Origin of the sequence: Nocardioides glacieisoli, assembly GCF_004137245.1 — a bacterium.
Taxonomy (GTDB): Bacteria; Actinomycetota; Actinomycetes; order Propionibacteriales; family Nocardioidaceae; genus Nocardioides; species Nocardioides glacieisoli.
The window spans coordinates 218,882-237,919 of the sequence record NZ_SDWS01000003.1 but is presented as its reverse complement, the minus strand read 5'-3'; the positions used below and the strand labels follow the sequence as shown (position 1 = coordinate 237,919).

The 19,038-nt window shown below is 71.1% G+C and carries 17 protein-coding genes; 9 read left to right on the top strand and 8 right to left on the bottom strand.

Going from position 1 to position 19,038, the window contains the following annotated elements; genetic code table 11:
- Nucleotides 1-69: 69 nt before the first annotated feature.
- Together EUA06_RS08690 and EUA06_RS08685 are read left to right on the top strand one after the other, a co-directional pair.
- Nucleotides 70-678: a nucleoside/nucleotide kinase family protein gene (locus EUA06_RS08690; protein ID WP_242498043.1), complete on the top strand. Its 609-nt coding sequence runs from the start codon at nucleotides 70-72 to the stop codon at nucleotides 676-678.
- Between the two features lie 18 nt (nucleotides 679-696).
- The gene (locus tag EUA06_RS08685; protein WP_129474643.1) at nucleotides 697-1,215 is read left to right on the top strand and encodes a hypothetical protein; all 519 of its coding nucleotides are present in this window, start codon (nucleotides 697-699) and stop codon (nucleotides 1,213-1,215) included.
- Here the strand turns inward: EUA06_RS08685 and EUA06_RS08680 are convergent.
- On the bottom strand, nucleotides 1,199-2,278 hold the full coding sequence (locus tag EUA06_RS08680; RefSeq protein WP_129474642.1) for an adenosine deaminase: 1,080 nt from the start codon (nucleotides 2,276-2,278) through the stop codon (nucleotides 1,199-1,201). The two genes, EUA06_RS08685 and EUA06_RS08680, sit on opposite strands and share 17 nt — an antisense overlap.
- Before the next feature lie 44 nt (nucleotides 2,279-2,322).
- Here EUA06_RS08680 and EUA06_RS08675 point away from each other — a divergent pair, with 44 nt between their 5' ends.
- Nucleotides 2,323-2,775, top strand: a complete 453-nt coding sequence (locus tag EUA06_RS08675) for a MaoC family dehydratase (RefSeq protein WP_129474641.1) — start codon at nucleotides 2,323-2,325, stop codon at nucleotides 2,773-2,775.
- A gap of 7 nt (nucleotides 2,776-2,782) precedes the next feature.
- Here EUA06_RS08675 and EUA06_RS08670 read toward each other — a convergent pair whose 3' ends face one another.
- Both EUA06_RS08670 and EUA06_RS08665 read right to left on the bottom strand, forming a co-directional pair.
- Nucleotides 2,783-4,066, bottom strand: coding sequence for a thymidine phosphorylase (locus EUA06_RS08670; RefSeq protein ID WP_129474640.1), 1,284 nt, complete (start codon nucleotides 4,064-4,066; stop codon nucleotides 2,783-2,785).
- Nucleotides 4,066-4,494 carry a cytidine deaminase gene (locus tag EUA06_RS08665; protein WP_129474639.1) on the bottom strand — a complete coding sequence of 143 codons (429 nt, stop codon included), beginning with the start codon at nucleotides 4,492-4,494 and terminating at the stop codon, nucleotides 4,066-4,068. Before EUA06_RS08665 ends, EUA06_RS08670 begins: the two co-directional genes overlap by 1 nt.
- Nucleotides 4,495-4,679: 185 nt before the next feature.
- On the opposite strand from EUA06_RS08665, the gene EUA06_RS08660 reads away from it, so the two are divergent.
- The 4 genes from EUA06_RS08660 to EUA06_RS08645 all read left to right on the top strand — a co-directional run bounded on the left by EUA06_RS08660 (nucleotide 4,680) and on the right by EUA06_RS08645 (nucleotide 10,085).
- A complete protein-coding gene (locus EUA06_RS08660; RefSeq protein ID WP_129474638.1) occupies nucleotides 4,680-5,810 on the top strand; it encodes a BMP family lipoprotein in 1,131 nt (376 codons plus the stop codon).
- A gap of 182 nt (nucleotides 5,811-5,992) precedes the next feature.
- The gene (locus EUA06_RS08655) at nucleotides 5,993-7,516 is read left to right on the top strand and encodes an ABC transporter ATP-binding protein (RefSeq protein ID WP_129474637.1); all 1,524 of its coding nucleotides are present in this window, start codon (nucleotides 5,993-5,995) and stop codon (nucleotides 7,514-7,516) included.
- Entirely contained in the window at nucleotides 7,513-8,784 is a 1,272-nt protein-coding gene (locus EUA06_RS08650) for an ABC transporter permease (protein ID WP_129474636.1), read from the top strand. Before EUA06_RS08655 ends, EUA06_RS08650 begins: the two co-directional genes overlap by 4 nt.
- The gene (locus tag EUA06_RS08645; RefSeq protein ID WP_242498042.1) at nucleotides 8,781-10,085 is read left to right on the top strand and encodes an ABC transporter permease; all 1,305 of its coding nucleotides are present in this window, start codon (nucleotides 8,781-8,783) and stop codon (nucleotides 10,083-10,085) included. The genes EUA06_RS08650 and EUA06_RS08645 overlap by 4 nt, the downstream gene beginning before the upstream one ends.
- Nucleotide 10,086: 1 nt before the next feature.
- Here the strand turns inward: EUA06_RS08645 and EUA06_RS08640 are convergent, their stop codons facing one another.
- Nucleotides 10,087-10,746 (bottom strand): Type 1 glutamine amidotransferase-like domain-containing protein, encoded by a 660-nt coding sequence (locus EUA06_RS08640; RefSeq protein ID WP_129474635.1) that lies wholly within the window; start codon nucleotides 10,744-10,746, stop codon nucleotides 10,087-10,089.
- A 100-nt stretch (nucleotides 10,747-10,846) separates the two neighbouring features.
- Here EUA06_RS08640 and EUA06_RS08635 point away from each other — a divergent pair, with 100 nt between their 5' ends.
- Entirely contained in the window at nucleotides 10,847-11,983 is a 1,137-nt protein-coding gene (locus EUA06_RS08635; protein ID WP_165354316.1) for a sensor histidine kinase, read from the top strand.
- Here EUA06_RS08635 and EUA06_RS08630 read toward each other — a convergent pair.
- From EUA06_RS08630 to EUA06_RS08615, 4 genes are read right to left on the bottom strand one after another with little or no spacing between them, the layout of a single operon-like run.
- Nucleotides 11,972-13,174 carry an amidohydrolase gene (locus tag EUA06_RS08630; RefSeq protein WP_129474633.1) on the bottom strand — a complete coding sequence of 401 codons (1,203 nt, stop codon included), beginning with the start codon at nucleotides 13,172-13,174 and terminating at the stop codon, nucleotides 11,972-11,974. The two genes, EUA06_RS08635 and EUA06_RS08630, sit on opposite strands and share 12 nt — an antisense overlap.
- 12 nt (nucleotides 13,175-13,186) lie before the next feature.
- Nucleotides 13,187-14,176, bottom strand: coding sequence for a methylmalonyl Co-A mutase-associated GTPase MeaB (gene meaB, locus EUA06_RS08625; protein WP_129474632.1), 990 nt, complete (start codon nucleotides 14,174-14,176; stop codon nucleotides 13,187-13,189).
- Nucleotides 14,176-16,356 (bottom strand): methylmalonyl-CoA mutase, encoded by a 2,181-nt coding sequence (gene scpA / locus EUA06_RS08620; RefSeq protein ID WP_129474631.1) that lies wholly within the window; start codon nucleotides 16,354-16,356, stop codon nucleotides 14,176-14,178. Before scpA ends, meaB begins: the two co-directional genes overlap by 1 nt.
- Nucleotides 16,353-18,170, bottom strand: coding sequence for a methylmalonyl-CoA mutase family protein (locus tag EUA06_RS08615; RefSeq protein ID WP_129474630.1), 1,818 nt, complete (start codon nucleotides 18,168-18,170; stop codon nucleotides 16,353-16,355). Before EUA06_RS08615 ends, scpA begins: the two co-directional genes overlap by 4 nt.
- Before the next feature lie 93 nt (nucleotides 18,171-18,263).
- Here EUA06_RS08615 and EUA06_RS08610 point away from each other — a divergent pair, with 93 nt between their 5' ends.
- Nucleotides 18,264-19,037 (top strand): DUF4328 domain-containing protein, encoded by a 774-nt coding sequence (locus tag EUA06_RS08610; protein WP_129474629.1) that lies wholly within the window; start codon nucleotides 18,264-18,266, stop codon nucleotides 19,035-19,037.
- Nucleotide 19,038: the final 1 nt, after the last annotated feature.

Below are 19,038 nucleotides of genomic sequence, written 5' to 3'. Positions count from 1 at the left end.
AGCGGTCTGGGCGAGACTAGTGTCCAGCCTTTACCAGCGTGGCCGAACGACGAAATGAGATGGAAACACGTGAGCGCTGCCCAGGTGGTCGTCCTGGCCGGGCCCAGCGGGGCCGGGAAGTCCCGGCTCGCCGAACGGCTCGGTCTTCCGGTCCTCCGGCTCGACGACTTCTACAAGGACGGCGACGACCCCTCGCTGCCCCGCATCACCGTCGGCGCCAACGCCGGCCTGGTCGACTGGGACGATCCCGCCTCGTGGCACGAGCAGGACGCGCTCGCCGCGCTGCGCGAGCTCTGCACGACCGGGCGCTGCGACGTGCCGGTCTACGAGATCTCCCAGAACGGTCGGGTCGGCTCCCGGCCCGTCGACCTCGCGGGCAGCCAGTTGTTCGTCGCGGAGGGCATCTTCGCGCCGGAGGTCGTGGCCACGTGCCGGGACGAGGGCCTGCTCGCGGCGGCCTACTGCATCACCCAGCACCCCCTCGTCACCTTCTGGCGCCGGCTCACCCGTGACCTGCGCGAGCACCGCAAGCCCCCGCTCATGCTGGTCCGCCGCGGCGTGGCCCTGATGCGCGACCAGCAGCGCGTCGTCGCCCACGCGCTGCGCCAGGGGTGCCGCAGGGCCACGGGCGACCAGGCCTACGCGGAGCTGACCGCGTCGGTGAGGCAGTCCCAATGAGCTCGCAGTGAGGTCGCCGTGAGGCTGCGCCAGCCCGACCGCCGCTCGTGCGGTGCCGCCGCGCTCGTGATGGCGCGACGGATCGTGCACCCGCGCTACGCCGGGCTGGTGGGCGACCAGGAGACCTTCGCCCACGAGGCAGCCACGTTGCACCGCCGGCTGACGTCGCTCGCCGACACGGCGGGCGGCTGGCAGGTGCCGTGGCCGCGGGCGCTCGGCACGCCGCCGTGGGCGGTCGCCCGCGAGCTGCGCCTGCTCACCGCAGTGGCGTACGCCGTCCGCCCGGTGCGGCTCGGCCGCCGGGTCTGGCCGCAGCTGGCGCACGTGACGCCGACGCGACCGGCTGCGGTCTTCGTCGGCGACCGGTTCCTGCCCCGCCACGTCGTGCTGGTCACCGACGTCGAGCGCGACGTCACCCGGACCTACGAACCTGCGTCCGGCCTCGAGCTCGAGGTGTCGCGCGAGCGATGGGAGTCGGGCGACGTCGGCCTGGCCGGCTGGGACCGCCCGTGGCTCGTGGTCACCCCTCGGCGATGAGCGCCGCGTAGCCGGGCTTCACGACGTCGTCGATGATCGCGAGGCGCTCGTCGAAGGGCAGGAAGGCCGACTTCATCGCGTTGATGGTGAACCAGCGCAGGTCCTCCAGCGAGTAGTCGAAGGCCTCCACCAGGCCGAACATCTCCTCGGTCATCGACGTCCCGCTCATCAGCCGGTTGTCGGTGTTGACGGTGACCCGGAAGCGCAGCTTGGTGAGCAGCCCGATCGGGTGCTCGGCGATCGACTCGGCGGCGCCGGTCTGGATGTTGGAGCGCGGGCACATCTCGAGCGGGATCCGCATGTCGCGGACGTAGGCCGCGAGCCGGCCGAGCTCGACCGACCCGTCGTCGTTGACCGTGACGTCGTCGATGATCCGAACGCCGTGGCCGAGCCGGTCCGCGCCGCACCACTGGATCGCCTGCCAGATCGACGGCAGCCCGAAGGCCTCGCCGGCGTGGATCGTGAAGTGCGAGTTCTCCCGCTGGAGGTACTCGAACGCATCGAGGTGGCGGGTGGGCGGGTAGCCCGCCTCGGCGCCGGCGATGTCGAAGCCGGCCACGCCCCGGTCGCGCCACGCGACGGCCAGCTCGGCGATCTCCATCGACCGGGCCTGGTGGCGCATCGCGGTCAGCAGCTGTCGTACGACGATCCTGCCGCCGCTCGCGGCCACCCCGGCGTCGAAGCCCTCCTGCACCGCCGCGACGACCTCGTCGAGCGTCAGTCCCCCCGCGACGTGCTGCTCCGGGGCGTAGCGCACCTCGGCGTAGACGACGCCGTCCGCAGCGAGGTCCTCGACGCACTCACGGGCGACCCGGGCGATCGACGGGCCGGTCTGCATGACCGCGACGGTGTGGTCGAAGGTCTCGAGGTAGCGGACCAGCGAGCCGGAGTCGGCCGACTCGGTGAACCAGCGGCCGAGCGAGTCCGCGTCGGCGGCCGGGAGCTCGTGGCCGATCTCCGCGGCCAGTTCGACGATCGTCTGCGGACGCAGGCCTCCGTCGAGGTGGTCGTGCAGCAGGACCTTGGGGGCGCGGTGCACCTGGTCGCGATTCGGAGTGCTCATCGGCACATCCAAGCACTCCGTGCCAGTGGTCTATGTTCGGCCCCATGCGCACCTTCACCACCCTCGACGACGTCGCCGCCGCATCCGGCTCGGAGATCGGCACCAGCGAGTGGCTGGCGGTCGACCAGGCCCGGATCGACGCGTTCGCCGACGCGACGCTCGACCACCAGTGGATCCACGTCGACGTCGAGCAGGCGGCAGCCGGCCCCTTCGGTACGACGATCGCGCACGGCTTCCTCACGCTGAGCCTGCTCCCCCGCTTCGCCTCGCAGGTCTTCCAGCTCGAGACGCCGGGAGCGCGGCTCAACTACGGGCTGGAGAAGGTCCGCTTCCCCAACCCGGTGCCGGTGGACAGCCGACTGCGCTCCCACGTGCGCTTCGGTGAGGTGCGCGAGCTGCCCGCCGGGCTGCAGCTCATCGTCGAGCACACCGTCGAGATCGAGGGCCACGACAAGCCCGCCTGCGTGGCCCAGCACGTCGTGCTGCTGCTCGCCTGATCCGGTATCAGCTGATCCGGTCGAGCACGATCTCCCCGCGGGTGTACGACGATCCGGCCTCGATGTCGTAGCCACCCTCGAGCGAGGCAAGAGCCCGGTCGAAGCGCTCCGGCTCGTCGGTCAGCAGCGTGAAGAGCGGCTCGCCCTCGGTGACCTCGTCGCCCGGGCGTGCGTGCCAGACCACGCCGGCACCGGCCTGGACCGGGTCCTCCTTGCGTGCCCTGCCGGCACCGAGGCGCCAGGCCGCCAGGCCGACCGCCATCGCGTCGAGCCGGGTGAGCGTGCCGCTGGAGGGAGCATTCACGACGTGCGACTCCTTCGCCTCCGGAAGCGCTGCGTCGGGGTCGCCGCCCTGCGCGCGGATCATCGCCTTCCAGGCATCCATGGCGGAGCCGTCAGCCAGCTTGTCGGCTGGGTCGACGTCGTCGCGACCGGCGCCCGCGAGCATCTCGCGGGCCAGGGCGAGGGTCAGCTCGACCACGTCGGCGGGGCCACCGCCGGCGAGCACCTCGACGGACTCGGCGACCTCGATCGCGTTGCCGGCGGTGAGGCCGAGCGGGGTGGCCATGTCGGTGAGCAGCGCGACGGTGTGCACGCCGGCGTCGGTGCCGAGCGCGACCATCGTCTCGGCGAGCTCGCGCGCCGTCGTGAGGTCCTTCATGAAGGCGCCGCTGCCGACCTTGACGTCCAGCACGAGCGCCCCGGTGCCCTCGGCGATCTTCTTGCTCATGATCGAGCTCGCGATCAGCGGGATCGCCTCGACGGTGCCGGTCACGTCGCGCAGGGCGTAGAGCTTCTTGTCGGCCGGGGCGAGGCCGTCGCCCGCCGCGCAGATGACCGCGCCGACGTCCTCGAGGATCGCGAACATCTCCTCGTTGCTGAGCGTCGCCCGCCAGCCCGGGATCGACTCGAGCTTGTCGAGCGTGCCGCCGGTGTGGCCCAGGCCGCGGCCGGAGAGCTGGGGCACCGCGACGCCGCAGGCGGCGACGAGCGGCGCGAGCGGGAGCGTGATCTTGTCGCCGACGCCGCCGGTCGAGTGCTTGTCGGCGGTCGGGCGCGACAGCGTGGAGAAGTCCATCCGCTCGCCGGAGGCGATCATGGCCGCGGTCCAGCGGGCGATCTCGGTGCGGTTCATCCCGTTGAGCAGGATCGCCATCGCGAGCGCGGACATCTGCTCGTCGGCGACCTCGCCCCGGGTGTAGGCGTCGATCACCCAGTCGATCTGGCTGTCGCTGAGCTCGTGCTTGTCGCGCTTGGCGAGGATCACCTCGACGGCGTCGTGGGCGGCCATCAGCGGGCCCCTTCCTGCTCGGTGACGGTCGTCGTCACGAGGGCCAGGTCGTCGGGTCCGAAGGCGTCGGGGAGCACCTCGGACATCGGCTTGACGCCGGAGACGGTCCAGACCAGTAGGTCGCGACCGCCGTGCTCGAAGAGGAGCTGGCGACACCTCCCGCACGGCATGATCACGTCGCCGTCGGCGTTCACGCAGACGAAGTGCGTCAGCCGGCCACCACCGGTGGCGTGGAGCTGGGACACCAGTCCGCACTCGGCGCAGAGCGTGACGCCGTACGCCGCGTTCTCGACGTTGCAGCCCACCACGGTGCGCCCATCGTCGGTCAGCGCGGCGGCTCCGACGGGGTAGCGCGAGTAGGGCGCGTAGGCGCGTCCCATGACCTCGACGGCGGCCTGCTTGAGCTGGTCCCACTCACTCTGTTCCACGGCGCAACTATGTCGCACCCGGCGAAGCGAGGGTCTTTGGCAGGTTTCGCCGAAAGATGGCCGTCAGTTTTTATGTCTCAAACGCATTTCGTTAGTCCGGATCTGCGTGACCTGTGGCACGCGGGGAGGCAGGATGACGCCCGAACGCTGACCCCACCCCGGGGTTCACGAATTTGGAGGCATCTGTGTTGAAGACGAGGAAGGTCGTCACGAGCGGCCTCGTGGCGCTGCTGGCGACCGCGACCCTGGCGGCGTGCGGTGACGCCCCCGAGGAGGAGACCGACAGCGGGAGCGACAGCACCAGCTCCAGCTCCGCCGAGCCGGCCGTCGAGGACTTCCTGCCCTGCATCGTCTCCGACGCGGGCGGCTTCGACGACAAGTCGTTCAACCAGCTCGGCTTCGAGGGCGCCAAGCAGGCCGCCGACGAGCTGGGCGTGGAGCTCAAGCCCGTCGAGTCCAACAGCGAGAACGACTTCGGCCCCAACCTGGAGAGCCTGGTCGGCGAGGGCTGCGACGTCATCGTGACCGTCGGCTTCGCCCTGGCCTCGGCCACCAAGGAGTCCGCCGCGGCCAACCCCGACATCGAGTACGTCCTCATCGACGACTCGGCCGACGGTGGCGACGACGGTGCGACCTTCGACGGCAAGGCTGACGTCGAGAACATCAAGCCGCTGCTCTACAACACCGCCCAGGCCGCGTTCCTGGCCGGCTACGCCGCCGCCGACTACACCAAGACCGGCAAGGTCGGGACCTACGGCGGTCTGCCCTTCCCGACCGTGACGATCTTCATGGACGGCTTCAAGCAGGGCGCGGAGTACTACGCCGAGGAGAACGGCAAGGACATCGAGGTCGTCGGCTGGGACGGCAAGGACGGCTCGTTCACCGGTGGCTTCGAGGCCAACGAGGCCGCGACCAACACGGCCCGACAGATCCTCGACCAGGACGTCGACGTCATCCTCCCCGTCGGTGGCCCGATCTACCAGGGCGCCATCACCGCCATCGAGGACTCCGGTGACGACATCGCGATGATCGGCGTCGACGCCGACCTCTACGAGACCGACCCGTCCACGCAGCCCTACGTCATGACCTCGATCCTCAAGGGCATGAAGGTCTCGACCTACGAGGCCGTGCTCGCCGCTGGTCAGGACGAGTTCGACTTCGCTCCCTACGTCGGCACGCTCGAGAACGACGGCGTCGGCGTGGCCCCGTTCCACGACTGGGAGAGCAAGGTCAGCCCTGACCTGCAGGGCAAGCTCGACGAGGTGAAGGCCGGCATCATCGACGGCTCGATCAAGGTCGAGTCCTACCTGGGCTGATCCGCCCGAGGTGCACCACAGCTCCACCACGTGAGGGGGGCCGACGGTTCCGTCGGCCCCCCTCTGTTGTTGCCAGACGACGGCCCCGACGTTTGGCACATGTGCACCCAGACCTGGGGCCCCGTGGCGGCTAGCCTTCCCGGCGGCCAGCACACCCACTCCGACCCCTAGGATGCGATGCCATGAGACTCGTCCTGCGAGGCATCACCAAGCGCTTCGGCAGCGTGGTGGCCAACGACTCGATCTCCCTCACCGTCGAGCCCGGCGAGATCCACTGCCTGCTCGGTGAGAACGGCGCCGGCAAGTCGACCCTGATGAACGTGCTCTACGGCCTCTACAAGGCTGACGAGGGCGAGATCGAGCTCGACGGTGTCGTGCAGAACTTCACCGGGCCCGGTGACGCGATGGCCGCCGGCATCGGCATGGTCCACCAGCACTTCATGCTCATCCCCGTCTTCACCGTCGCCGAGAACGTCATGCTCGGCAACGAGACCACCGGCTTCGCCGGCAAGCTCGACCTCGACGCCGCCCGCGACCGCGTCACCGAGATCTCCGACCGCTTCGGCTTCCACGTGAAGCCCGAGGCCGTCGTCGAGGACCTGCCGGTCGGCGTCCAGCAGCGCGTGGAGATCATCAAGGCGCTCTCCCGCGACGCCGAGCTCCTCGTCTTCGACGAGCCCACAGCGGTCCTGACGCCCCAGGAGACCGACGAGCTGATGGACATCATGCGCCAGCTCAAGGAGGCCGGGAAGGCCATCGTCTTCATCACCCACAAGCTCCGCGAGGTGCGCGCCGTCGCCGACCGCATCACGGTCATCCGCCTCGGCAAGGTGGTCGGCGAGGCCGACCCCAAGTCCAGCAACGCCGAGCTCGCCTCGATGATGGTCGGCCGCCCGGTCGAGCTGACCGTCCACAAGGACGAGCCGAAGCTCGGCGCCGACGCCCTCGTGGTCAAGGACCTCCGCGTCGTCGACGTGGCCGGCCACACCCAGGTCGACGGCCTCAGCTTCACCATCCGCGCCGGTGAGGTCCTCGCCGTAGCCGGCGTCCAGGGCAACGGGCAGACCGAGCTCACCGAGGCCCTCCTGGGCCTCCAGGACGACGTCAGCGGCTCGATCGTCCTCGACGGCATCGAGCTGGTCGGCAAGTCGACCCGCCGGATCCTCGACTCCGGCGTCGGGTTCATCCCCGAGGACCGCCAGGTCGACGGCCTGGTGCCCAACTTCACCATCGCCGAGAACCTCATGCTCAACCGCAGCTTCAAGTCGCCGTTCGTCAAGAACGGCGGCCTGCGCATGGGCGCCCTGCGCGAGTTCGCGCAGCAGAAGCTCAAGGAGTACGACGTCCGCGCCCGCGACATCGACTCGCTGGCCGGCAACCTCTCGGGCGGCAACCAGCAGAAGGTCGTCGTGGCCCGCGAGCTGTCGCGCGACCTGCGCCTGCTCGTCGCCGCGCAGCCCACCCGCGGGGTCGACGTCGGCTCGATCGAGTTCATCCACAAGCAGGTCGTCGCGACCCGCGACAGCGGCATCCCGGTGCTGGTGGTCTCCACCGAGCTCGACGAGGTGGTCGCCCTCGCCGACCGGATCATGGTGCTCTACCGCGGCCAGGTCGTCGGCATCGTGTCGGCCGACACCCCCCGCGAGACCCTCGGACTGATGATGACCGGCGAACGCCCGAAGGACCTGGAGGACGTGGCCGTATGAGCGACGCAGACAAGCCCCAGCCCGACGAGAAGCCCGCGGACCGCGAGGCCGACACCGTCCTCGACGAGGCTCCGGAGGAGACCCGGAAGGACACGCCGCAGGACGACTCGAGGTCCCGGTCGCTGCTGAAGGAGATCGCGTCCGGCGACGCCCTCTCCGGTGTGCTGGCCGTGTTCCTCGCGGTCTTCGTCGGCTCGGTGATGATCGCCGCCACCGACGAGGGCGTGCGCGAGACGCTCGGCTACGTCACGGCCCGCCCGTCCGACTTCTTCTCCGCCGTGTGGGAGGCCATCTCCGGCGCCTACAGCGCGATGTTCCGCGGCGCGATCTTCAACTACAACCTCACCGAGCCGGCGCAGCAGTGGCGCCCGCTGACGGAGACGCTGAAGTTCGCCGGTCCGTTGATCGCCGGTGGTCTCGGCGTCGGCATCGCCTTCCGTGCGTCGCTGTTCAACATCGGCGGCCGCGGGCAGATGCTGATGGCGGGTGGCGCGGCCGGCTACATCGGCTCGAAGCTCGAGCTCCCGCTGGTCATCCACCTGCCGCTCGCGATCCTCGTCGGCATGGCGGTGGGCGCCCTGTGGGGCGGCATCGCCGGCGTCCTGAAGGCCCGCACGGGCGCCCACGAGGTGATCGTCACGATCATGCTCAACTACGTCGCCTTCTACCTCCTCTTCTACGCGCTCGCCGAGGACGTGCTGTTCGAGACGCCGAACTCGAACAACCCCAAGTCGCTGCCGATGAAGGAGTCGGCGATCCTGCCGAAGGTGCTCGGCGACCAGTTCAACCTGCACCTCGGCTTCGTCCTCGCCCTGGTCGCAGTGGCCGTGGTGTGGTGGCTGATCAACCGCTCCACCCTCGGCTACCGCATCCGCGCGGTCGGCGAGAACCCCCACGCGGCCCGTGCGTCCGGCATCAACGTCGGCAGGACCTACACGGTCGTCATGCTCATCGCCGGATCGCTGCTCGGCCTCGCCGGTGTGAACCAGGTGCTCGGCACCGTGACCAGCGGGGTCTCGCTCGACCTCGACGCCTCCATCGGATTCGACGCGATCACGGTTGCCCTGCTCGGTCGGTCGCGTCCGCTGGGCATCCTGGCTGCCGGACTGCTGTTCGGTGCGCTCAAGGCCGGCGGCTTCACCATGCAGACCTCCGAGAACATCTCGGTCGACCTGGTGCTGGTGGTCCAGTCGCTGATCGTCCTCTTCCTCGCCGCCCCTCCCCTGGTGCGTGCGATCTTCCGGCTCCCCGCCCAGGAGGCCAAGTGAGCACCGTGACCACCCCGACGCCCGCCGACCAGGGCGGGCTCGCGCCCGACCCGGCGGTCACGCCCACCAAGGCGGCCGGCGCCAAGAAGCTGCCGATCATCTTCGGCGTGATGGTGGCGCTGCTCGCGATCACGCTGCTGCGCTCCTCGCACGAGGGTGACACCACCTTCCAGCTCGCCGCCGAGTCCGACTTCGTGGCACTGCCCGACATCACCGTGCCCTCGATGCTGACCGCGTGGCTGATGGTGCTGGTCTGCGCCGTCGCGCTGGGCGAGTCCGTACGCCGCATGGTGGCGCACGTCCGCCAGCCGATGTGGCTGCCGATCGTCTTCGCGCTCGCGTGGATGACCGGCTTCCTGAGCTGGGCGGCCGCCGACGGCCGGATCCGCGTGGTCAGCCTCTTCGCCGGCGCGGTGGCGCTCGCAGTCCCCCTGGTCTTCGGCGCGCTGGGTGGCGTGCTCGGCGAGCGCGCGGGGGTCGTGAACATCGCCATCGAGGGCCAGCTCCTCTTCGGCGCCTTCGCCGCGGCGATCACCGCCTCGCTCACCGGTTCGCCGTGGGCGGGCCTGGTCGCAGCCATGGTCGCCGGCGCGCTCATCGCGCTGATCCTCGGCCTGTTCGCGATCACCTACTTCGTCGACCAGGTGATCGTCGGCGTCGTGCTCAACGTGCTGGTGGTCGGGCTGACCAACTTCCTGTTCCGCCAGGTGCTCACCCCCAACTCCGACAGCCTCAACGCGCCCGTCGGCTTCGAGCGGATGCCGATCCCGGTCCTCGGTGACATCCCGCTCGTCGGGCCGATCCTCTTCCGCCAGACCGCCCTCGTCTACGTGCTCTACGCCGTCGTCGCGATCGTGGCGTACGCCCTCTACCGGACCCGCTGGGGCCTGCGGGTCCGTGCCGTGGGTGAGCACCCGAAGGCGGCGGACACCGTGGGCATCAAGGTCAACCTCACCCGCTACCGCACGATCCTGCTCGCGGGCGCGATCGCCGGGATGGGCGGTGCCTACTACACGCTGGTCGCCGTCAACCAGTTCAACCGCGAGATGACCGGCGGCGCGGGCTACATCGCGCTCGCCGCGGTCATCTTCGGCAAGTGGGACCCGATCCGCGCGACCCTCGCGGCGCTGCTCTTCGGCTTCGCGACCAACCTCCAGGGCGTGCTCTCGGCCATCGGCTCGCCGGTGCCGAGCCAGTTCATGCTGATGCTCCCCTACCTCGTCACCATCTTCGCGGTGGCGGGCCTGGTCGGCCGCTCCCGGCCCCCTGCGGCCGACGGGGTGCCGTATAGACAGCAGTAGCTCAGGCGAGCTGGCTCCAGGTCCCCTCGGAGACCACCTCGACCTGGCCGTCGACGACGACGATCGCGGTGTCGTCGTCGACGGCGTAGGCCGGGAGACCGAGGTCGGCGGCCCAGCGCTCGGCATCGGCCATCGTGTTCTCCGGCATCATCGGGTGGCCGACGTGCGGGTAGATCGAGAAGTCGACGACACCCAGGGTCCGGTCGTCGGGTGCCTGCGTCCACGAGACGAAGTCCGCGCCGATCCGCGGCGTCATGACCATGCTGCCCGCACTGAGGCCGACCCACACGGTGTCGAGCCTCGGCACGAGCTCGGCGAGGCCGGACTCGAGCATCCAGTGGGTGAGGTAGGTCGCGTCGCCGCCGTCGACGAGGATCACGTCGGCCTCGCGCACCCACGGCTCCCACCGCTCGCGGCCGACCGTGGGCAACGCACTCAGCTCGAGCACACCCACCGAAGCCCACCCCATCGTCGTCATCCCCCGCTGCGGATCACCGACGATGAAGCTGCGGACCGACTGCGGCCCCAGCATCTGGTGTCCCCACTGGGCAGTGGGGATGCAGAGCGCGTGGCACTCGGCGATCGGCTTGCCGAGGAGGTCGAGCAGCGCGGCCTCGATGCTCGGGTTGGTGATGCCGCCCGAGGTGAGCAGGAGCTTCACGGTGTCCTCCGGTGTGTCGTCGACGCGTTCATGGTGACATCTCGCTGACGTGCGGCAGGCTCGGCGATCGACACGTCGACGGCATGTTCTACTGACACTCGTGCCTGCACCACACCCGAAGCCCGCTCCGGAGGACACGGACCACTACGCCTCGTTGTTCACGCACCACCCGCACGCGGCCTACTCCGTCGACCGGCGCGGTTACTACACCGACGCCAACCAGCGCGCGCTGGACATGACCGGGCTGAGCCTGGACGAGATGCGGCAGACGCACTTCGCCCAGGTGATCCACCCCGACGACGTGCACCTCCTCGAGGAGGCCTTCGAGCTCGCCCTCGCCGGCATTCCCCAGGTCGTCGACGCGCGGGTGCTGCGAGCCGACGGCGGCATCGTCGACACCCGGTGCACGGCCATCCCGCTGGTCGTCGACGCCCACGTGGTGGGGGTGCACGGCATCACCGAGGACACCACCGAGGCCCAGCGGGTCCTCCGCGAGCTGGAGCACGCGAACGCCGCCAAGACCCGCTTCCTGGCGACGGTGAGCCACGAGGTCCGCACCCCACTGGCTGCCATGATCGGCGCCTCCGAGCTCCTGCTGGAGACCGACCTCCCGGACGAGCCCGCGCACTACGCCCAGATCGTGCACCGCTCGGCCGAGCGACTGATGCGCCTGGCCCACGACCTGCTCGAGTTCTCCGAGCTCGAGACGCAGCGGACCGTGCTCGGAAAGTCACTCGTGCACGTGCGCGACCTCGTCGAGGACGTCGCTGCCTGGGCCGAGCTGGTGGGACACAGTCGCGAGGTGGAGCTGCGCTGCGTGGTCGAGGAGTCCGTACCGTCCGCCGGGATCGGTGACGGGACCCGGGTCGCCCAGGTCCTGCGGACCCTGGTGCACAACGCGGTGAAGTTCACCGAGCGCGGGCACGTCGACCTCCGGGTGGCCGCCCTGGACGCGCCCGAGGACGGTGCTGACGAGATGTGGGTCGAGTTCGAGGTCACCGACACCGGCATCGGGATCGCAGCAGATCAGCTGCCGACCCTCTTCGAGCCGTTCACCCAGGCCAACCCGGCCGCCTCGGGCGACCGACAGGGCAACGGCCTGGGCCTCGCGATCGCCCGCGAGCTCACTGACCTGATGCACGGGCGCCTCGAGGCCGGCTCGGTGCTCGGGCAGGGCAGCACGTTCACCTTCAGCGTGCCACTCGGCCGCCCGTCGGACGCCGGGTCAGTCGGCTGACAGCGCGATGACGGCCGCCTCGGCGAGCACGCGCGCGGCGATCGGGGTGGCGGCCTCGTCGATGCGCAGGTTGCCCTGGTGGAGGTCGTACGTCGGCCCGCCGGGCGTGCGGGTGCCGAGGCGCGCCATGGCGCCGGGGACGGAGTCGAGGTACCACCCGAAGTCCTCGCCGCCGAGGCTCTGCGCAGTGGAGACGTGGCCGTGCGGGCCGAGCACCCGGTCGAGGGCAGCGCCGAGCAGCGCGGTCGAGACCTCGTGGTTGACCACGGGCGGCACGCCGCGCTGGTAGGTCACCTCCGCGGTGACGCTGTAGGGGGCGACGATCGCGGTGATCAGCTGGCGGATCAGGTGCTCGGCGTCGGCCCAGGCGACCGCGTCGAGCATCCGGACCGTGCCGGCCACGACGCCGCCGTGCGGGATGACGTTGTGGGCCGAGCCGGCGCGCACCATCCCCCACACGACGCTGACCCCGGCGCGGGGGTCGAGGCGGCGGCTCAGGATGGCGGGCAGCTCGGTGATCACCTTGCCGAGGGCGAAGGTGAGGTCCTCGGTGAGGTGCGGACGCGAGGTGTGGCCGCCCTTGCCGATCAGGCGGACGGTCAACGCGTCGGCGGCGCCGGTCAGCGGCCCCTCGCGCAGGCCGATGCGGCCGACGTCGAGGCTCGGGTCGCAGTGCAGGCCGAAGACGTGGGAAACGCCCTCGAGGGCGCCGCTGGAGATCAGGTGCAACGCACCGCCGGGCATGACCTCCTCGGCCGGCTGGAACAGCAGCCGCACCCGGCCCGGCAGCAGCCCGCGGGTCGCGACCTCGGCGAGCGCGAGGCCGGCGCCGACCAGGCCAGAGGTGTGGACGTCGTGGCCGCACGCGTGCGCGACACCGGGCACGGTGCTCTTCCACGGGTCGGAGATCTGGTCGTCGATCGGCAGCGCGTCGAGGTCGGCGCGCAGCGCCACCAGCCGGCCACCGTGGCCGATCTCGGCCAGCACTCCCCCGCCCTCCGGTCGGGTGATCGACCAGCCGGCCGCCTCGAGCGCCGTCACGACGGCGTCGCTGGTGCGGCTCTCGGCCCAGCTCAGCTCGGGGTGCGCGTGCAGGTCGCGACGCAAAGCAACGAGGTCGTCGGAGTGCTTGTCGACGACCTCGGTGATGACGGCTGTGGCGGAAGTGGGCTGGTTCGCTGATGGGGGCATGACCGCCCCAGTCTAGGCCGTCCCGGAGTCGTACGCGGCGAGTAGCCGATCTGCGGCCAGCGGGGCCGGGAGATCGCCGGAGAGCACGGCACGGCGTACGTCGTCGCGCACCGCCGCCACGCCCGGCGAGGTCCGCAGCCGCTGGGCGAGCTCGTCGCGCACGAGCGCCCACGTGAACTCCAGCTGCTGCTCCGCACGCTTGTGGGCCAGCCCGTCGGCGCCGAGGTGCTCGCGGTGCTGGCCGATGCGCTGCCACACGTCGTCGACGCCCGCGCCGGTCAGGGCCGAGCAGGTCACCACGGGCGGCGCCCACTCGGCGTGCCCGCGGACCAGCCGCAACGCACCAGCCAGCTCACGCGCGGCGACCCGGGCGCCGGCCTCGAAGTCACCGTCGGCCTTGTTGACCGCCACCACGTCGGCGATCTCGAGGATCCCCTTCTTGATGCCCTGGAGCTGGTCACCGGTGCGGGCCAGGGTGAGGAAGAGGAACGTGTCGACCATCCCGGCGACGGTGACCTCTGACTGGCCGACACCCACCGTCTCCACCAGTACGACGTCGTGGCCGGCCGCCTCGAGCACCAGCATCGCCTGCGTGGTGGCGCGCGCGACGCCGCCGAGGGTGCCCGCCGAGGGCGAGGGCCGGATGAAGGCGTTCGGGTCGACGGCGAGCGACGCCATCCGGGTCTTGTCGCCGAGCACCGATCCGCCGGTGCGGATCGACGACGGGTCGACGGCGAGCACGCCGACGCGGTGGCCGGCGGCCGTCAGGCGGGTGCCGAGCGCCTCGATGAAGGTCGACTTGCCCACCCCCGGCACGCCGGAGATGCCGACGCGGGTGGCGGGTGGGAGGTCGAAGGCCGCGAGCGCGGTCAGCAGCTCGCGCGCGTCGCCGCGGTGCTCGGCGCGCGAGGACTCGACGAGCGTGATCGCGCGCGAGACGTCCGCACGGCGGCCGGAGCGGATGCCCTCGACCAGCGCGCCGACGTCGACCGGGCGCGCCATCAGGAAGCGCGCAGCCGGGCCAGCAGGTCGAGCGCCGACTCCGCGATCACGGTGCCCGGCAGGAACACCGCCGCGGCGCCCATCTCCTTGAGCGTCGCGACGTCGTCGGGCGGGATGACGCCGCCGATCACGATCATGATGTCCGGGCGGCCCTGGTCGGCGAGCGCCTGCTTGAGCGCCGGCAGCAGCGTCAGGTGGCCGGCCGCGAGCGAGGAGACTCCGACGATGTGCACGTCGGCGTCGATCGCCTGCTGGGCGACCTCCTCGGGCGTCGAGAAGAGCGGGCCGACGTCGACGTCGAAGCCGAGGTCGGCGAAGGCGGTGACGACGACCTTCTGGCCGCGGTCGTGGCCGTCCTGGCCCATCTTCGCGACGAGGATGCGCGGGCGGCGCCCCTCCTCGGCCTCGAACTCCTCGGTCGCGGCGAGGACGGCTGCCACGGCAGAGCCCTCGGCGCCATCTGGACCGGACTTGGCTGCCTCGTCGCGGTACACGCCGCTGATCGTACGGATCACGGCCTGGTGGCGGCCGTAGACCTTCTCCAGCGCGTCGGAGATCTCGCCGACCGTGGCCTTGGCCCGCGCCGCGTCGACGGCGAGCGCGAGCAGGTTGCCGTCGAGGGAGCCACCGCCGACCGGTCCACGGTCGGCACTGTTCGTCAGCGCCTCGAGCGCACGGCGTACGTCGTCGTCGTTGCGCTCGGCCCGCAGCCGCTCGAGCTTGGCGACCTGCTGGCGGTAGACGTCGTCGTTGTCGACGCGGAGCACGTCGAGCTTGTCCTCCGCGGCCAGGCGGTAGGTGTTGACCCCGATGACCTTCTGCGAGCCGGAGTCGATCCGCGCCTGCGTGCGGGCGGCCGCCTCCTCGATGCGCATCTTGGGGATGCCCTGCTCGATCGCCGCGGCCATGCCACCGGCGCGCTCGGCCTCCTGGATGTGCGCCCACGCGCGCTCGGCGAGGTCGTGGGTGAGCTTCTCGACGTAGTAGGAGCCGGCCCAGGGGTCGATGATCTCGGTGGTGCCGCTCTCCTGCTGCAGCAGCAGCTGGGTGTTGCGCGCAATGCGGGCCGAGAAGTCGGTCGGCAGCGCGATCGCCTCGTCGAGGGCGTTGGTGTGCAGCGACTGCGTGTGCCCCTGTGTAGAGGCCATCGCCTCGATGCAGGTGCGGCCGACGTTGTTGAAGACGTCCTGTGCGGTCAGCGACCAGCCCGAGGTCTGGCTGTGCGTGCGCAGCGAGCGCGACTTCGGGTTCTGCGGGTCGAAGTCGTCGACCAGCCGGGCCCACAGCGCCCGGGCCGCGCGCATCTTGGCGACCTCCATGAAGAAGTTCATCCCAATGGCCCAGAAGAACGACAGCCGCGGCGCGAACTGGTCGATCGTCATGCCCGTCCCGAGGCCGGCGCGGATGTACTCGACGCCGTCGGCAAGCGTGTACGCCAGCTCGAGGTCGGCCGTCGCCCCGGCCTCCTGGATGTGGTAGCCGGAGATCGAGATCGAGTTGAAGCGCGGCATCTTCTGCGAGGTGAACGCGAAGATGTCGCTGATGATCCGCATGCTCGGCGCCGGCGGGTAGATGTAGGTGTTGCGGACCATGAACTCCTTGAGGATGTCGTTCTGGATGGTCCCGGCGAGCTGCTCGGGCGCGACGCCCTGCTCCTCGGCCGCCGCGATGTAGAGCGCGAGCACCGGCAGCACCGCGCCGTTCATCGTCATCGACACCGACATCTCGTCGAGCGGGATGCCGTCGAAGAGGGTGCGGGTGTCGTAGATCGAGTCGATCGCCACGCCCGCCATGCCGACGTCACCGCGCACCCGCGGGTGGTCGGAGTCGTAGCCGCGGTGGGTGGCGAGGTCGAAGGCGACGCTCAGCCCCTTCTGCCCGGCCGCGAGGTTGCGGCGGTAGAACGCGTTGGACTCCTCCGCGGTCGAGAAGCCGGCGTACTGCCGGATCGTCCACGGCTGCGTCGTGTACATCGTCGGGTAGGGCCCGCGCAGGAACGGCGCGATGCCCGGCCAGGTGTCGAGGCCGTCGAGCCCCTCGAGGTGCTCGGGGCCGTAGACCGGGAGGATGTCGATCCCCTCGGGGCTGCTCCACGGCTGTTCGATCGCTGGTCGAGTAGCCCGCGAGGAACGAGCGGGCGTATCGAGACCCACCTTCGAGAAGTCCTGGGGAATGCTCATCGCGCGAGCTCCTCTCTCACCCGGCCGAGGAAGCCGAGCGCATCGACCCCCATGGCACACGAGTCATCGACTTCGGTCACGGTCTTCTCCCCCGGCTTGCCCGCCAGCACGACGTACGACGCCCCTGCCGCGCGCAGCGCCGCGACGAGGTCGGCACCCCACTCGGCGTACGCCGCGTCGGTGCCGGCGAGGCAGACGACGGGCTGGCCGGCATAGGCCGCCGTCACCGCCTCCACGGAGTCGGTCGCACCGGCCACCTCGACGCGGACCCCGCCGGCGGCGAGCAGGTTGGTGGCGAAGGTGGCGCGCGCGGTGTGGGCCGAAACCGGGCCCATCGTGGCCAGGAAGACCGGGCGCGCGGCCGGCTCGGCGCGGAGGGCCTCGTACGCGTCGCCGTAGTGCACGAGCTCACCGTTGCGGCGGTAGGGCTCGCGCTCGGGCAGCACCTCGTCGAGGTTCGGGAACTCCGAGATCCCGGTCAACGGGCGCGAGCGGTCCGCGATGCCGGCGTCCCGCTTCGCACGCACCTCGTGGACCCGTGCGCGCACCGCCTCGGCCGCCTTCGACCCGACGCCGCCGTCGGACTCGATCAGGCCGAGCTCGGCCCACCCGGCGACGGCGAGGTCGTCGGTGAGCTTCTCGACGGCGTAGGAGCCACCGGCCGGGTCGGTCACCGTCGCGACGCGGGACTCCTCGATGAGGAGCGAGGAGGTGTTGCGGGCGATCCGCCGACCGAGGGCGTCGGGCTGGCCGAGGCGCTCGTCGAACGGCACCACGGTGAGTGCGTCGGCGCCGCCGACGCCGGCCGCGAACGCTGCGACCGTGCCGCGAAGCATGTTGACCCAGGGGTCGACCTTGCCCATCATCGCGCGGCTGGTCACCACGTGCTGGCGCTGCGGGACGTCCGATCCGCCACTCGCCTCGAGCACGCGTGCCCACAGCCGTCGGGCGGCGCGGAGCTTGGCGATCGCCGGGAACTGCTCGTCGGTGGCGGAGTAGCGGAACTCCAGGAGGCCGGCGGCCTCGTCGACGGTGAGGCCTGCGTCGGTGAGCTCGCGGAGGTAGTGCACGCCCACGGCCATCGTCCAGCCGAGCTCCTGGGCGTCGCTCGCGCCGAGGTCGTGCAGCACGGTGCCGTCGACGACCGCACCGAGCACGCCGAGGGCCTGGGCGCGGCGGACGGTGTCGACGAAGGACTCGGCCAGCAGCGGCTCGTTCTCACCGACGCCCTCGCCGATGAGCAGCGCGGTGGCCGGATCGGCGGAGAGGTTGTGGTGGGGGTGCGGGTCGGCGGGCGAGTCCTCGAGGAGCCTGGCCAGCTCCTCCGACCGGTGCGTGGTGGGCCGCTCAAGCGTGACGGGGGCGAGGTCGAGCAGAACGCCGCGCAGGGCGACGGCGAGGTCCCTCCCGCTCTGGAGGTCGACGTGCAACGACGTCGCACCGTTGTCGAGGTCGACCAGGGCCGCCTCGTTGAGGGCCGCAGCGTCGTCGCCGACGAGCGACGTACGCACGTCCCACGCCCCGACGCGCGCGGGGCGGCCAGCGGTCGTGAGCCCCTCGAGGTCGGACGGCTGCCCGATCGGCGCGACCTCGATGCCGTCGAGCGTCGTCCGGGTGAGGGCCGACCACACGTCGGAGTCGGGCGCGTCGTCGGTGAGCCGGCGCGCCTTGCGCAGCACGGCAGCGGTCGCCGCCTCCCACGCCGTGACGTCGTAGGTGTCGTCGTCGCCGACCAGTCGCAGCGAGCCCTCGGCCGGCTGCAGGTCCTCGGGCTCGTCCAGCCCGCCGTCGAGGCGGGGATCCGGGTCGGTCATACGCCGAACGATAGGGCGCGGCCCCCGCGGTGGGCAGGGCCGGACCTATGGCATTCGTCTCACGACGGCGGTCCGTGGGACTAGTGTCCGGCCATGGCACTCGGGGGCGAGGGTTGGTACGCCGACCCGCAGGATGCACGCAGGCTCAGGTGGTGGGACGGCACCGCGTGGACCGCGCACACGCACGACGGCGTCGGGTCCACCGCGGCCCACCACAGCCCCCTGCCGCGCTGGTGGGGCGGCCTGACGGTGGCCCTGCAGGTCGGCCTCCTGCTCAACGTCGCGACCTCGCTCTACGTGCTCTACGTCGACCAGCAGATCCTGGCGTTCGTCGAGGAGCTCCGGCTGCGGCCCGACACGGTGACCGAGGCCGACGGCACCCGCATCGACACGCTGATGCTCCAGTCGTCCGTGGCCTTGCTGGCATGGCTCGGCACCGGCCTGCTCTTCATCATCTGGAGCTACACCGTGCACCACAGCGCACGCATGGACCGCTCGGTGCTCCGGCACGGCTCCGGGTGGGCCATCGGCGGCTGGTTCGTCCCGTTCCTGAGCTTCTGGCGTCCCTTCCAGATGGTGCTCGACGTGCGGCGCGGCGCCACCGGCGACGCCGACCTGCCCACGACCCGCACCCTCGGCTGGTGGTGGGCCACGTTCTGGGCGTCGTACGCCGCCGGCATGGTCGCCACCTTCTACTACCGCGCGCTCGAGTCGACGTCGGACGACGAGGCCGGCCGGGTCCTCGACCACTTCGCGAGCGCCGCGAGCTGGGAGCGGGGGTCGGAGCTGATCGCGATCGTCTCCGCGCTGCTGGCGGTCGCGGTGGTGCGCGAGGTCAGGTCGCTCGTGACGGCCGAGCGCGCCTGAG